The organism is Balneola sp. EhC07 (assembly GCF_001650905.1).
Taxonomy (GTDB): domain Bacteria; phylum Bacteroidota; class Rhodothermia; order Balneolales; family Balneolaceae; genus Balneola.
The window spans coordinates 201,750-215,523 of record NZ_LXYG01000017.1 but is presented as its reverse complement, the minus strand read 5'-3'; the positions used below and the strand labels follow the sequence as shown (position 1 = coordinate 215,523).

The following is a 13,774-nucleotide window of genomic DNA, read 5'->3' as shown; positions in this document are numbered from 1 at the left end:
TCTGACAGGAATGTTAGAGCATAGGTTTAAAAAATTTTCTAAAGCTAAATCCTGTCAGAGTTTAAAAGTAAACGGGAGAGCCTTCAGGCTCGGAAAATAATCCGGATTTTAGAAATCTAGTTTCCTCAAAAGCGCCTTCCTTCTGCAAAGTAAATGATATCATCATGATGATAATAGAGGCACCATTTTAGTTTCGGGTCCAGAATGATCAAATTATCATAACTGAAAAATGTCTCCGCATATTTTACTGCCATTTTCCAGGTTGTTTGCAACATTGGCTGATCTTCAGGCGCAAATACCGGAAGTAGTAAAACTTCAGATTTGAACGGTACCCCGCAATTATACATCCATTTCTTTAACTCTTCTTCCGTTGCCCAGCTTTCTGTTTTAATGACATTTTCATAGCAACCACCGCTGAATGGCTTGTTCCCCCAACCGTCATCCCCACAAAGTATATCAAGTTCATTAGCTACATTATAGACGTGTTCCTTTGATCCTTTATCCAGATAGAATAGCTGGTCTTTATGCTCTCGCGGAAGAGCTTCGTATTTTTTGGGAGGAAAATAAAGCCAGTTGTCCCCTTCATAGGTTTTACTAACTGTTAGTTTTTCAAGATCTATCACTTTGTTGGATCGTTTGCCTTTTAGAATTCAAGCAGAATATAAATCTTTGGTACACTCTAGAAAAGAACAACTCTGACAGGATTATTAGGATATAGACTTCTATACATAAACGAATTTATAAATCCTGTCAGAGTTGGAAGCAATTTTTAATTCTTTGAAAAGTTTAAAATGTGTATAATATTCGAAATCTATACACATCGAGGTTTTACTATGAGAACAAATATTGATATTGACGATGACTTGATGGAAAAAGCACTTAAGATGAGTGACCTGAAAACGAAAAAAGATGTGGTTAATGAAGCTTTGAAGCTTTTTGTAAGAATCGAGTCTCAAAAAGACATTATTAAATTTCGCGGAAAATTAAAATGGGAAGGTGATTTAGATGACATGAGAACCAGCAAACACGTCTCATGATTCTTGCAGACAGCTCGATCTGGATTGACTTTTTTAAGGACACTAACAATGAAAAAGTTGATGCTCTGGTCGAATACTTATCTCGAGAAAGAGTAATAAGTGCAGATTTAGTAGTTACTGAGGTTCTACAAGGTTTTCGAAAAGATAGTGACTTTTTGACCGCTGTAGATATCTTTAACTCAATACCTTGTCACTCAGTTTTAGGAAAAGAAATTGCATTAAAGTCAGCGGAAAATTTCAGATCCCTAAGAAAAAAAGGAATTACTATTCGTAAAACCGCTGATATGATTTTACCAACCTATTGCATCGAAAATAACATCCCGTTATTGCAAAATGATCGTGATTTTGAAATGATTGCCTCTGAGCTGGACTTGATCTTGCTTTAGTTTCTTTAAATTGATTCTAGCTTCACTGAAGTCGTTGCTTATTTATGGCTGTGGCAACTCTTACAGGATTATTTGAGCATAGGCCTAAAACCTTTCTGAAGTTAAATCCTGTCAGAGTTTAGTTATTTTCTTTTATATACAAGGATTTTAAGCTAGGAGAGCCTTCAGGCTCGGGTAAAAGCCAAAGAACTATTTTCTTCCTTTCCAAGAGCCTATTGTAAGATGATCTTCTTCCATTGGCTTTTTATAAGAAAACCAATTTGATGTGTAATGAAGTATTTGATTGATTTTCCAAGGGTCTCCCTCCTCTAAATTAGACAAGAAAAAACCATCTTTAGGGTTATAATGTGAGCCTAAAAAACCTTCGATTAAAAAACTTACTTCCCAGATAGTTATAGCTATTTTGTATCTCTCTTCACAAGTCAAATCTAACAGACTTAACTCATAAACAGCTCTAGTATACTTATGAAATTCTTCTTTATTAAAGGTAGAACAATCATAAATACCTTCGAAAAAAATTTCATGTTTGTTAAGAAAATCAATTACATATTTGAAATTTTTATCTTTCACAATTAGCTATTTTTACCCTCTGTAAACCTACAAAATCTCTTTCTTCTCCATTCTTCCGAAGTAATCTTTTGCGGCTGCCATTACTTTTGGTGAAAGCAACAATGCTACTGTCATCGTAGGAATAGCCATTAATGCAAACATTCCATCCGTAAAGTTCAATACAGCCTGTATGGTTGCAACAGAGCCGAAGATGATCGCCGCTGCATAAAAGAAATTGAAGTATTTCTGCTTGTCTGCACCGATCAGGAAACCAAGACATTTTGTACTGTAGTACGAATAGGTAAACAGAGAACTGAATCCGAATATCAATACACAGAAGATCAACAGATAAACGCCATATGGTCCAAGCGCAGCCTCAAAAGCAGAAGCGGTAAGTGTAATTCCGTTGTCATCGCCGGAAGTCCACACTCCGGTAACCAGGATCGCTAAAGCCGTCATTGTACAAACAACCAGCGTGTCAATGAATGGTCCCATCATGGCAACCAATCCTTCACGAATAGGCTCTTTGGTTTTTGCAGCTCCGTGAGCAAGTGTTGCCGTACCAATTCCGGCTTCGTTTGAGAAAGCCGCTCTTCTAACTCCGGTTACGATCAGCGCTCCAAGCGCGCCGCCCATTGCCGAATTAGCAGTAAAAGCATCTGTAAAAATTAAAGCGAACGTACTTCCAAGCATATCGATGTTAATTCCAATGATCACCAACACACACGCTACATATATAACCACCATCGCCGGAACCATTTTGGAAGCCACTTTTCCGATTCGTTTGATTCCACCAAAAATCACCAAAGAAACAATTGCTAAAATCACTAATCCACTTGCTAAATTACTTGCAAAAATTATTGAAGACTCTTGTGCAGTCATCCCATCTATATTTTGTATCATCCAACTTGGAGTAATACTTGCTATCCAAGCAACAAAACCTGGCGTCGATTCTAACAACCCCTTTGGAATTAGCACAAAGTCTCTCACAATTTGTGTTACCTGATTTGCCTGAAAAATCGGAAGAGGACCAAACAATCCTGCCACTGCAAAAAGAACCGCAAGCGGTTTCCATTTTTTGCCAAGCCCCTCCATGATCATATACATTGTTCCGCCCTGAATATTTCCTTCGGTATCTTTTCCTCGATACATAATGGAAAGTGTGCAAGTAAAGAATTTCGTTGCCATGCCCACAATGGCACTGATCCACATCCAGAAAACAGCTCCCGGCCCACCAATCGCTATTGCTACTGCAACTCCGGATATATTCCCAAGTCCAACGGTTGCTGCAAGTGCGCTCGCAAGTGCTTCAAAGTGACTGATATCGCCCGGATCGTTCGGATCGTCGTATTTTCCACGAAGAATATTTATGGAATGGAAAAAATACCGGTATGGGATAAAACGTGAATAAATAAGGAAGAAAAGTCCGCCGCCCACTAAAAGAATTACAAGCGGAGTTCCCCACATAAAGTCAGAAAATGTTTTTAAAATATAATCTAAAGTTTCCAGAGTGCTGTGTGTTTGTTTAAATATTGAGGATGTGAAGTTAACTTAGAAATCGCAATAATGTTATTAAAGATTATATTCACCAAATCAGTATTCAAAAGATCAGCATTTGTCAGTGACATACACACTACTTGTTAATTGTAAATCAAATTCCTCCAGAGCTGAGAATTTTATTCGGCTTTCCGAGGATATTATTCGCAAAAAGCTACCCGGTTGCGAGATCAAATACATTTCTTCGCCCGACCAACTTTTAAAAGAGGCTTCACTATCAGCTCAAAACTCTTCTGCTGTAATTGCCTGTGGTGGTGATGGAACTGCTCAAAGTATTGCCAGAGGAGTTCATGGATCGAATGCATTAATGGGATTGATTCCTGTAGGAAGTGGAAATGATTTTGCAAAATCAATCGGACTAAAGACAAAAAAATCAATAGAATATTATCTGGATGTAATTCTTAAACAGCAAGTGATTTCGGTTGATGTGCCTGTGATTAATGATCAGATCTTTATTAATACGGCGGGTATAGGTTTTGATGGATTGACCAATTATTATGCTTCCGGTTTCAAATCGCTGAAAGGAACCATGAAATATACTTTTGCAGGATTAAAGGCTTTTCTGAACGCCAAACCTTTTGTTGTTTCAGGAACAATCGATGGATCGAGTTTTAATCGCAAAGTTTGGTTGATCGCAGTTGCGAACGGAGCAGTTGAGGGAGGCAAATATCTGATCTCTCCTAATTCGATAAATTCTGACAGACTTTTAGAACTGGTGATTGTACCTGCTTATAATCGACTAAAACTCGGTCTGGCTTTTATACTTCTGAGTTTAGGTAGAGCGATACCAGATACTTTTAGTGAGGTAATTACTTTTAAAGAAGCTTCTTTAAAGATTGCAGATTCACATTTCATTCATTTAGACGGAGAGATAGGGGAATCAAGTTCTGACTATGGGATAAAATTAAAAAGTGAGTACCTAAATGTACTCGGAATTAAGTCTGACGAGTGAAATATATAAAATCTGTTCCCGGAGGGGTTACTCCTTTTTGTCTTAACAATAATGCAATTTGTGCACGATGATGCTGACCATGAATGATCACATGTTGTAGAATTTCTGATACTTTAGTTTTGTGCTCGACTCCTTTTGAATTCTTATATGAACAAATTTCATCCAATATTGAAAGAAACTCCGAGAGATCAACAGCTGAGCCTTTTGACATTAAATCTACACATTCCTCATAACTGAGAGTCGGCCAAATTTCTGTGTCTTCATTCACTTTCATTACCCGGTTGTACCATTCCTTTTCAACATGAAGAAGGTGCCCGAATTGCCTCAACAAACTAGCATCCGTTCTGGTTTCAGTCGATCCACCAATGGCTTCTACAATCAACTGATTTGCCCATGAGTTATATGCTATTTGTTGTTCGAAATTCACTATCCGATCCCAAAGAATTTTGCAATTCCGTTAATAATGAACTGAACTCCAATTGAAAGAGCTATAAAACCCATCAAGCGTGTTATTACAGTCATTCCTGTTTTACCGATCAACTTGTTTAACCAAGGTGCTACTCTTAAAATAGCCCACGCAAGAAATGCTGTTAACAAAACCGCCACTCCTGTTACTATATAATCAAAAACACCCGTGGCTTGCGAACCAAAACCGATTACAACTGCAATACTACCCGGCCCTGAAAGCAAGGGCATAGCCAATGGACTAAAACTCACATCGTCTTTATCCATCGCGGCCTCTTGATCTTCTTTGGAAAGTTTGCGTCCTGTTTTTTCAGGGTTCATCATTGAAAAACCTGCTCTCATAATGATTATACCACCCGCAATTCTAATTCCGGGCAACGATATTCCAAAAAAGCTAAGGATATATGTCCCGATCAAAAGGAAGGTAATCAGTACAAAGAACATGTAAATGCTTGCCTTGCGCGCCGTTCGGGCCGTTTCCTTTTCGGTGTTTCCTTCTGTTAAAGAAAGAAATATTGGCATCGCAGTAAGCGGGTTAACTACTGAAAATAATGAGGTAAAGCTTGCTACCAGCAACGCTCCGGCTCCCATCATTTGGGTTGAAAAAGGGATAATATCCTTAAAAAATTCTTCCATAAGGCTCCAAAGATACGCACCTTTTTATCAAATTTTTAGTATTTCGGGAATGCTTTTATCAAAGCTTAACTTTATTATCACACACAATCTTATATCTTCATTGCAACAGAAATTAAATGACAACAACAGAATCAATATCACTCGAAGAAATGGTACTTCCCTTAGTTGAGAATGTGCTCTCAAAAGAAATTTCACTGGATGAAAAGCTTTTCAGCATTTGTGAACTTCTTCAGGATAATGTTGAACATTTTGACTGGGTTGGTTTTTACAAAGCAGATCCTGATGTTGAAGATCAGCTAAAGCTGGGGCCTTTTGTGGGCGAGCCAACAGATCATACCACCATCCCTTATGGAAAAGGAATTTGTGGACAAGTAGCCGTCAGTCACCAAACTTTTGTGTCTCAGGATGTTAGTGAAGAAGAAAACTATATCTCTTGCAGCAATCATGTTCAGTCTGAAATTGTTGTTCCAATCATGAAGGACGACCGTTTTGTTGCACAAATAGATATTGATTCCAACACAAAGAATTCCATTTCAAAAGAGAAAAAGGAACTTCTTGAAAAAATTTGTACGTTACTGTCAAACGAATTCTAAATAATACTATGAGTACTTACGCCCTTACTGACGAAACATCAATTGATACCCTTATTTTCTGGATCGAAAGTTCCGACGGAAGCATTTCTTATGAAGAACAAGAAGCCGTGAAAAGAATTCTTTCCAATATGAAATATGATATGGAGACATTCCAAAAAACCATGTCTCAGATTTCTGCAATGGGAACAGATGAGGTTAAACAAATGGCTAATGAAGCTGTTGACCATATTAACAGAAGTTTTTCTGATGATGGAAAGAAGCTTACTTATAGTTTATTGGAAGCAATAGCTGCTTGCGATGGCACTATTTCTAAAGCCGAACAAGAAAAATTGGATGCTATCAAAAGCGAGTTGGGCGTTTAGTGGGCAATAATCCTGTATGGGATAAAATTAGAAACTGTATAGAGCACCTCATCGTCTGAAGTGTTTTTATCATAATCTATCTCGATTCTGGTGGGGAATCCATTTTCCTCATTATACTCCACCTTCAATTTATCAGCACCTCTGGCGTCTTTTATGACTTCAAAAAGTTCATCAATGGTTTTAAAAAAGTCTTTGTAAACCTCTCCTGCATATTCATATGTGTTTTCGCCTGTTTGAACCATCACAGAATCTCTTTCGAAAGGATCCAGAATCTGATAAACCGTATCTGCATTTATTACTAATACCGCGGGCGTGAGTTGCGGACAAAAGCATCCCAGATCATATCTGTATTCGTAGTCGACTAACTTTGATTCTTCCCACTTAGCCAGAGCCACTTCATATCCATCATTTTCATTAGTAAATAATGAACACGAGATCAGAGGAAGCAGGAAGACTAAAAGGATACTTTTTTTCATTGATATTTTTTTGATTAGATCTTTATGATCTACGTATCCCACTCTAAAAAATTGTTGCTACTCCGACAGTATTAAACTGGAAATATGCAGATTTATACTGTGATTTACCCTGAACCCATAATGTCCATCCGTATTCAGTTCTCCTTTTTCCATACTGCTTAAAACTTCTCCGTTTAATGAAAAGATAATCTCATTCCCGGCCACTTTTACCTGAAAATTATTCTCGGCTGTGGATTCCGTTTCTTCTGTAAACATGGTCATTGCATCGGTTTTTGTCCAACCTTTTATGGTTGAAGTCTCAGAACCTGTTCTTTTCTTGATCAGAAATTCTCCTGTGTTCCTCAAAAGAAAATAGATGTAGCTTTGATCATCTGATTTGAGATCCTGACCACCAATAAATAATCCGAAAGCTTCTCTGTTTCTGCCTTTTGTGTCAAAAAGATAGATCTTGGAATCCAGCGTGAAGTCTCCCTCTGCCTTGTTTTCAGCGTGATAATAGATTCCTGCGGGTCCGGTGGTTATATGCCAACCCGGAGTCATATTTACAAAAAACACATCTGCGGATTCTGAATCGGAACCAACATTCACATCGGCGCCAGCTTTATCGAATCTCCATTCCCAACCATTCGGTACTTTCAGGTTTTCTCCCTGAGGTTTGCTCCCGTCTGCTGCATTTTGAGCAAGAGTAAATGATGTTGTTAAAAATACCGCTAAAATAAATCCTGTTACTTTTTTCATAGTGGTCTCCATGATTTGGTTTCCTTCAATAAAAGATTTTTTTGAATAAGATTCTTTGTTCAGTTAGTAGTGATGGTTTTAGAAAATTCGCCCTTAATATTTAGTTGCTCGGCTCTATGTACTTTTGTACCGACAAAAGTACCAAAAACTCCCGACAAGAATTATTGGCGGGGGTTATTGTAATGGCGCCTGTGGTGATGAAAATCAGTAGCGATACAAAAGTACATTAACAAAGAAACGGAATTCTGTTCACAGGTTTAACTTAACACAAGGGCACCTACTTTTGTCTTGATACAAAAGTAGCAAAAGATCAAGCCGAAGTATTTAAGACGGGTTCACTGATCCTGCGCTGAATAATCCTAAAGGTCTTCGTTCATTCTGAGGTAATTAGTACACTCTTCACCAGAAAGGATTATTCCTGCTTCGCAGACGCATCCGTATCATGTTCTCTTTTCCGTCTTAAATACTAAGGGCATGGTTTATTTCAGCAAGTAATAGTAAAAACTGTCAACAAATTAAATGGCATCTACAATGATGAACCATCCTTTGGAAATGTATTGCTATGCTAATTTAGCTTTCCTTGTTCAACATTTCTATGGCTGTGCTAACCTCAGAACTGAATGTAAAACCGTTTTTTCTGAGTGTGGCATGACTGGCGTTCATTACTTTGGTTTTAATCTGCTGCAGATCACTGTTCTTTAAAAAGGTATTGATCCAGAACTGAACTTGTATTTGAATGTAATTATCAGAGAAATTAGATAAGATTACAGCCGGAGCCGGATCTTCAAGCACACCTTCGGTTGATTTAACTGCTTCCAACAAATATTCGAGTGCCTTTTTAGGTTCATTTCCATAATCAATTCCAATGTTGAAGCTGGATCGGCGAAGCCCATCTCTCGTATAATTATTCAATGGGTTTTTAAAAATGATCGCGCTAGGAATAAAAATATCAATTCCATCGCCGGTACGCACATGCACATCTCTGATATTGATCTGTTTTACAATTCCTTGAATCCCATTGCTTTCTATCAGGTCTCCAACATCAAAAGAACGGCTGAAAGACATGAATAGCCCGGCAAGCAGGTTTTCTCCGATCTCCCGGAAAGCAAAACCAAGCACAACTGTCAGAACCCCACCGGCTGCTAACACTCCTGATGCCGCCTTGGTTAATCCCATAATGTGCAATGCAATAACTGCTCCGATCAGGTAAAATCCCCACCGGGTAAGCCTCATAACAAGACGAAGTTTTTTGGTGGATGTAGCCCTGGCACCTAAAAGTCTTTTTAATCCGCGACTGGCGAGCAAACCAAATCCTATAAAAATTATCAGCACAATTATTCCACTGATAATGGTCGGAGCTGAGTTTAGCGCCCGCTCAAAAAATTGAGAAAAACTGTCCTGAAATGTCTGCATAGTTGTTTAAATCTGTTGTGGTCTTAGTTCCGACGCAGAGCGTGCGGAACCAGGCCAATTCCTACGTCTTATGATTTAAGTATTAAGAAAACCAATCTCTTTCCTTTGAATCAATTTAAGATATATTACACCAGTTCCCGCTCCCATTAAAAACCCTGGACTCATTAATGTTACCGATATCATAAATGCACCCAGCATATATCGAAAGATGTCCGCAATCGTTTCAATTGTGAATATTTCGTGAGGCCCGAAAAAGTGATCATATATTGCAAATCCGATACCAAATAAAACTGATCCTAATAAAAAGCTTAGTAAAGTTATAATGAAACCCCAAAACGCTGCGTAAAGTACCTTCTTCTCAATAATCTTTGTCGCGAACCAAAATGAATTTATACATGCTGCTGCGACTGCTGCACCAAAACCTCCAATAGTGTATAAGTTAAATCTGAGTGTTCCTTCTGCTATAATTAAAAATACAATCCACACTATAGAAGCAGAAATAGAAAACAACATCATCGCTAAAATTCGGTCTCGATTCATATTCTTAAATCTTATGTCTCAAATCATACATCTTAGGTCTTATGTCTTACTACTACTCTACAACCAATCCACAATATCGTCTTTGCCTTCCACTTTCACATACTCCGAAAAGATCTCCTGAAGTGTTGAGTGTTCTTTCAGGCTTTTTCTACTGATGGAATCCAGATAGGCTATAATTCTTCCCTGATGTAGTATTGCAATATCATCACAAAGGTTTTCAACAACTTCCAGAATGTGGCTCGTTATGATAACGGTCACGCCTTTGTCTTTCAGCTTGCGCAGGACCGTTTTCATTCTTTCAATAGAAATTACATCCACAGCCTCAAAAGGCTCATCCAGCAACAAAACTACAGGCTCTGTTAAAACGGCCGTGACAAAAGCGAGTTTTTTACGACTACCGGAGGAAAGTTTATGGATCTTTGTCTTTGCAAAATCTTTGATCTCAAAAAAATCCATTAAAGAATAAGCTTTTTCGATCAAGCCCTTTTTCTCGATTTCATAAATTTCACATACATACTCAATGAATTCGATGCTTGTAAACTGTTCGAACAATAATGGTGGCTGAAGAACGGACGCTATTTCCTTCTTTATTGCTTCTTCGTTCTCATCTATAAAACGCATTTCATCTATGGTGATGTAGCCTTCATCAAAAGACAACAATCCTGTAAGAACTCCTATCAGCGTGCTTTTTCCTGCGCCGTTGGGTCCGATCAATCCAAAAATAGAACCTTTTGGAATACTAAGATCCAGTTCCTTCAGAACAATGTTATCATCATAGCTTTTTATCAGGCCTCTTATTGAAATGGCTTCACTCATCTATGTCCCTTTTTTAGGTCTTTTATTGAGAAAATATTTTGTGGCGTAACCGATAGTAAATAAGCCGTAAAGTAATAATGCCATTTGCAGATTACTCATTCCGAACATAGTAACTCCTTCTTTGTCCGCACGGATATATTCCAGCCCAAATCTCAGTAAAGAATATCCACCTGTATGAATAAAGAAAATAAGCGGAGATTTTTTATCCGTATCCCAGATCTTTTTAAAAACCCAAAGAACGATCAATATCAATACTACATCACCAAACATTTCATACAGCTGTGTGGGGTGTACAGGCGCGCTTAACGTTTCTGTCTGCCCGGGTAAACCTGTAGTTGATTCCCACGATGGGCTTGAAAGCCTGTATTCCGTTTCAAAGCTAGGAATGGTGGTTGCATAGCGGGGGAATTGAACTCCAAGAAACGAATTTGTCGCTGTTCCGTAAGCATCTCCGTTTAGAAAACATCCTATTCTACCAACAGCCTGTCCTAATAATACCCCCGGCGAAAGCAGAGAAAAGTATTCCCAATAATTCATGTTGTTGCGTTTCACATAGAAATAACCGCCGAGCATTCCACCTACTAATCCACCCGTAATACTGTTTCCTGCTCCGGTCGGACTAAAAATTATTCCCGGATTTTCGAAGAACACATCTGACTGCCAAAACACATAATGAGAAAGTCTGGCTCCTATTAACGCCCCAACAATAGACCAGACTACCAGACCTTCAAATTTTTCTACTTTCCCGCCGTATTTTTCAACGCGTACTTTTGCCCACCATATACCAAGTACAATGGAGATCAGGAAGTAAATTCCTTCGTAGAAATAGATCTGAGTAAAGCCAAGATCAAGATGTATAGGAAGCATAAGTAAAGTAGTGTGCTTTTAGATATATGTTATTCAGTCCAAAGTCTTTTCAATATCTGCTTTTTGAACAGATTTACAAGAAAACTCATATGTCTCCAAAGGTAAACTCCTATTACAACAATAACCACGCTCATAATTGTAATTCTGTACCATTCCAGATTTTCTAATGGCACAAAAATGAGATAGCCCATCGAAAAAATTACAAATGTGATTACAAAAGTTACTTTTTGAGGTATAATGGGATGTTTATAACTCATTGAGGAGTATGTCGCTTTTTGATATTGGTAGTAAGAACTCCAAATAAAAAGCACCATAAAACAGAGAAAAAAGAAGGTGTTTGCAACAAATATCTTATACACACCCACTATTTGAGGAATTAATAATAATTCAAAAATTGTGATTATATAAAAGACCATCAACGGAAATATGATCACGCCTAAAAATCTTTCTTTCAATTGTTTTTCCAGTTTAATAGGAAACTGTAAGTGCATAAGTAATTCCCTGTTTTCATACCCATACATGTTTGCCATCCCCATTGCGAGCAGCGCTACGGGAATTCCTGCAAGTATAGTCGGAATTAATATAGTTTGAGCGGCACTGTATTTTACCTGAAGCAGGATTGGAACATAAACAACCGGGACAACTGCCAGCGTAAGCAATTGTAATTTATTATAGGGGTGAATCATCACGTAATAATAATACTTTCCCGCATTTACCCCCATCACACGTCTCAGGAAAGTCCACAACTTGCTTGTCTGTTGCTCTGCTTTTCTGATCGTTGGATTTATTAAGCCTTCACATGTTTTCCGAAAGTGATCAACTAGAATCAGTCCTATCAATAGAATCAGAAATCCGAAAATTATTCCCGCTGTTATCCATCCATATTCAACATTTACAGTTTGTAAAAGTAATCCACCGGGACTCCAGGATAAAAAGGTATTTAGTGTTTCTACTCTTGGAACAATTTGAATGAATATCTCTTGTGAGTTTTCTGCAAAAAGTGACACAGCCTGAAACAGACCGAATATCAGAAACAAAAAGCCTACTACAACTCCGATAAACCTTCTCTCTACGATCTTAATGAATCGGTGTTTGATAGAATAAATCAGTACATAATTAAAGATAATTGCAGCCACTCCGATCAACACTTGATAAAAGTGAGAAACCTGAATCATCAAAAATACAAGCCAGGTAAAATTGTAAATGATATTCACGGGATGACAAAATCCAATAATCATCAAATATCGCGAAAGTCTTTTCAGAGGAAATCCAAAACCAAGCAGTTTTCTGTTTTCTGAAATATTTAATAGTCTCAGATTTGTGAAGGAGAAGTGCATAACCCAATAGGAGTTTGCAAAAACTAAGAGCAGAAAAGTATAGATCTCGGGGGTGAGCCAGGGAATCTGCGTTTTCATCCATGGGTCGGTGTCCAGAAGAATTACAACGATCGCTGTCCCCACCAGATTAACCGTCATGATCCCCAAAAACATGATATAACCTATCAACAGCAACAACTGGAACCTGTTGAGGTTTGAAACAAAAATTTTCCAATTTAAAGCAAGTAGCCGGCCAAACATGACGTCTTTTGATGAATTAGATAGAGTTTACGTCTTCAGTAATAACTAATCAAAATAAAAGTTGAAGCCAATTAGAAAACTAAAATAATTGTGTCTGCTGTCTTCCATTATTTTTAGAATAGATGTTTGTTGATTTAGCGGCATTTGTTCTACACTTTCATTAAAAGCCGGTGTAAATAAAGAAGTGTATCTGCTTTCAAGAGTTATGATCACAGGATTTGTTGCAAATTCTATTCCTCCTGCCATAACAAAGCCGTATAGAAAATCTTCGGTGTGTTCATTTATATCTCCACCAAAAAAGAAATTGTCCAGCGATCTGTCCGGGTCGGGTACATTTGATGTAAATATAACCTCTGAATTCGTTTTAACTTCCATGATGCCGCCGATCATGAAATTGGGATTAATTTTATTATCCGGGAAAAGATCGATTCGTGGTGATATAGAAAACCCAATATGCTCGAATTCGTAATTCGCTTTTGCAGAAGGGGCCACTCTTGGGTCAACATCATTTATTCTGAATACAGTGCCGAGATTTTTATAATCAACCTCTATCTGAAAGGATAGCAATGAATTTTTAAGCCTCCTGTTGTAAAACACTCCCGTTTGATATGAAGACCTGCCTCCCCACTCGATATTTGCTGCTCCAATTTCTGTTTGCTGATGTGACATGCTTGAAAGCGCAACTCCGGACTTCATCCCAAAGCGGTTTTGTTGGGCGTATGAAAACTCAGATGATATACCTATTAATAAGAAAACGATTAGAAATTTCTGCATAAAATAAATCACATAAAAAAAGCAGTTCCATAATTT

General features: G+C 37.9%; 18 protein-coding genes. 5 read left to right on the top strand and 13 right to left on the bottom strand.

What is annotated here, in order from left to right:
- Window positions 1–125: 125 nt before the first annotated feature.
- Window positions 126–623, bottom strand: coding sequence for a hypothetical protein (locus A8B79_RS10135; RefSeq protein WP_066221909.1), 498 nt, complete (start codon window positions 621–623; stop codon window positions 126–128).
- Between the two features lie 210 nt (window positions 624–833).
- Between A8B79_RS10135 and A8B79_RS10130 the strand changes: the two genes are divergently transcribed.
- Together A8B79_RS10130 and vapC are read left to right on the top strand one after the other, a co-directional pair.
- Window positions 834–1,037: a type II toxin-antitoxin system VapB family antitoxin gene (locus tag A8B79_RS10130; RefSeq protein ID WP_066222877.1), complete on the top strand. Its 204-nt coding sequence runs from the start codon at window positions 834–836 to the stop codon at window positions 1,035–1,037.
- A complete protein-coding gene (gene vapC, locus A8B79_RS10125; RefSeq protein ID WP_066221904.1) occupies window positions 1,034–1,423 on the top strand; it encodes a type II toxin-antitoxin system VapC family toxin in 390 nt (129 codons plus the stop codon). Before A8B79_RS10130 ends, vapC begins: the two co-directional genes overlap by 4 nt.
- Window positions 1,424–1,612: 189 nt before the next feature.
- Here the strand turns inward: vapC and A8B79_RS10120 are convergent, their stop codons facing one another.
- The gene (locus tag A8B79_RS10120) at window positions 1,613–1,993 is read right to left on the bottom strand and encodes a hypothetical protein (RefSeq protein ID WP_066221903.1); all 381 of its coding nucleotides are present in this window, start codon (window positions 1,991–1,993) and stop codon (window positions 1,613–1,615) included.
- A gap of 27 nt (window positions 1,994–2,020) precedes the next feature.
- Window positions 2,021–3,439: an alanine/glycine:cation symporter family protein gene (locus A8B79_RS10115; protein WP_066221900.1), complete on the bottom strand. Its 1,419-nt coding sequence runs from the start codon at window positions 3,437–3,439 to the stop codon at window positions 2,021–2,023.
- Between the two features lie 154 nt (window positions 3,440–3,593).
- Here A8B79_RS10115 and A8B79_RS10110 point away from each other — a divergent pair, with 154 nt between their 5' ends.
- The gene (locus A8B79_RS10110) at window positions 3,594–4,481 is read left to right on the top strand and encodes a diacylglycerol/lipid kinase family protein (protein WP_235603682.1); all 888 of its coding nucleotides are present in this window, start codon (window positions 3,594–3,596) and stop codon (window positions 4,479–4,481) included.
- Here A8B79_RS10110 and A8B79_RS10105 read toward each other — a convergent pair.
- Entirely contained in the window at window positions 4,465–4,908 is a 444-nt protein-coding gene (locus A8B79_RS10105; protein WP_066221894.1) for a DinB family protein, read from the bottom strand. The genes A8B79_RS10110 and A8B79_RS10105 overlap by 17 nt on opposite strands.
- A complete protein-coding gene (locus A8B79_RS10100; protein WP_082894142.1) occupies window positions 4,908–5,582 on the bottom strand; it encodes a MarC family NAAT transporter in 675 nt (224 codons plus the stop codon). Before A8B79_RS10100 ends, A8B79_RS10105 begins: the two co-directional genes overlap by 1 nt.
- 116 nt (window positions 5,583–5,698) lie before the next feature.
- On the opposite strand from A8B79_RS10100, the gene A8B79_RS10095 reads away from it, so the two are divergent.
- Both A8B79_RS10095 and A8B79_RS10090 read left to right on the top strand, forming a co-directional pair.
- A complete protein-coding gene (locus A8B79_RS10095; RefSeq protein ID WP_066221888.1) occupies window positions 5,699–6,175 on the top strand; it encodes a GAF domain-containing protein in 477 nt (158 codons plus the stop codon).
- Window positions 6,176–6,183: 8 nt separating this feature from the next.
- Window positions 6,184–6,537 (top strand): TerB family tellurite resistance protein, encoded by a 354-nt coding sequence (locus tag A8B79_RS10090; RefSeq protein WP_066221882.1) that lies wholly within the window; start codon window positions 6,184–6,186, stop codon window positions 6,535–6,537.
- On the opposite strand, the gene A8B79_RS10085 is transcribed toward A8B79_RS10090, so the two are convergent.
- From A8B79_RS10085 to A8B79_RS10050, 8 genes are all read right to left on the bottom strand, one after another.
- Window positions 6,534–7,013 carry a DUF6174 domain-containing protein gene (locus A8B79_RS10085; protein ID WP_066221881.1) on the bottom strand — a complete coding sequence of 160 codons (480 nt, stop codon included), beginning with the start codon at window positions 7,011–7,013 and terminating at the stop codon, window positions 6,534–6,536. The two genes, A8B79_RS10090 and A8B79_RS10085, sit on opposite strands and share 4 nt — an antisense overlap.
- A 57-nt stretch (window positions 7,014–7,070) precedes the next feature.
- Window positions 7,071–7,751: a hypothetical protein gene (locus A8B79_RS10080; protein WP_235603664.1), complete on the bottom strand. Its 681-nt coding sequence runs from the start codon at window positions 7,749–7,751 to the stop codon at window positions 7,071–7,073.
- Between the two features lie 570 nt (window positions 7,752–8,321).
- Window positions 8,322–9,164, bottom strand: coding sequence for a mechanosensitive ion channel family protein (locus tag A8B79_RS10075; protein WP_066221879.1), 843 nt, complete (start codon window positions 9,162–9,164; stop codon window positions 8,322–8,324).
- Between the two features lie 75 nt (window positions 9,165–9,239).
- The gene (locus A8B79_RS10070; RefSeq protein WP_066221878.1) at window positions 9,240–9,704 is read right to left on the bottom strand and encodes a hypothetical protein; all 465 of its coding nucleotides are present in this window, start codon (window positions 9,702–9,704) and stop codon (window positions 9,240–9,242) included.
- 57 nt (window positions 9,705–9,761) lie between these two features.
- Window positions 9,762–10,520 carry an ABC transporter ATP-binding protein gene (locus tag A8B79_RS10065; protein WP_066221876.1) on the bottom strand — a complete coding sequence of 253 codons (759 nt, stop codon included), beginning with the start codon at window positions 10,518–10,520 and terminating at the stop codon, window positions 9,762–9,764.
- On the bottom strand, window positions 10,521–11,387 hold the full coding sequence (gene lgt / locus A8B79_RS10060; protein WP_066221875.1) for a prolipoprotein diacylglyceryl transferase: 867 nt from the start codon (window positions 11,385–11,387) through the stop codon (window positions 10,521–10,523).
- A gap of 29 nt (window positions 11,388–11,416) precedes the next feature.
- The gene (locus A8B79_RS10055) at window positions 11,417–12,862 is read right to left on the bottom strand and encodes a hypothetical protein (RefSeq protein WP_235603661.1); all 1,446 of its coding nucleotides are present in this window, start codon (window positions 12,860–12,862) and stop codon (window positions 11,417–11,419) included.
- Between the two features lie 147 nt (window positions 12,863–13,009).
- Complete coding sequence (locus tag A8B79_RS10050) at window positions 13,010–13,738, bottom strand: outer membrane beta-barrel protein (RefSeq protein ID WP_066221873.1); 729 nt, start codon at window positions 13,736–13,738, stop codon at window positions 13,010–13,012.
- Window positions 13,739–13,774: the final 36 nt, after the last annotated feature.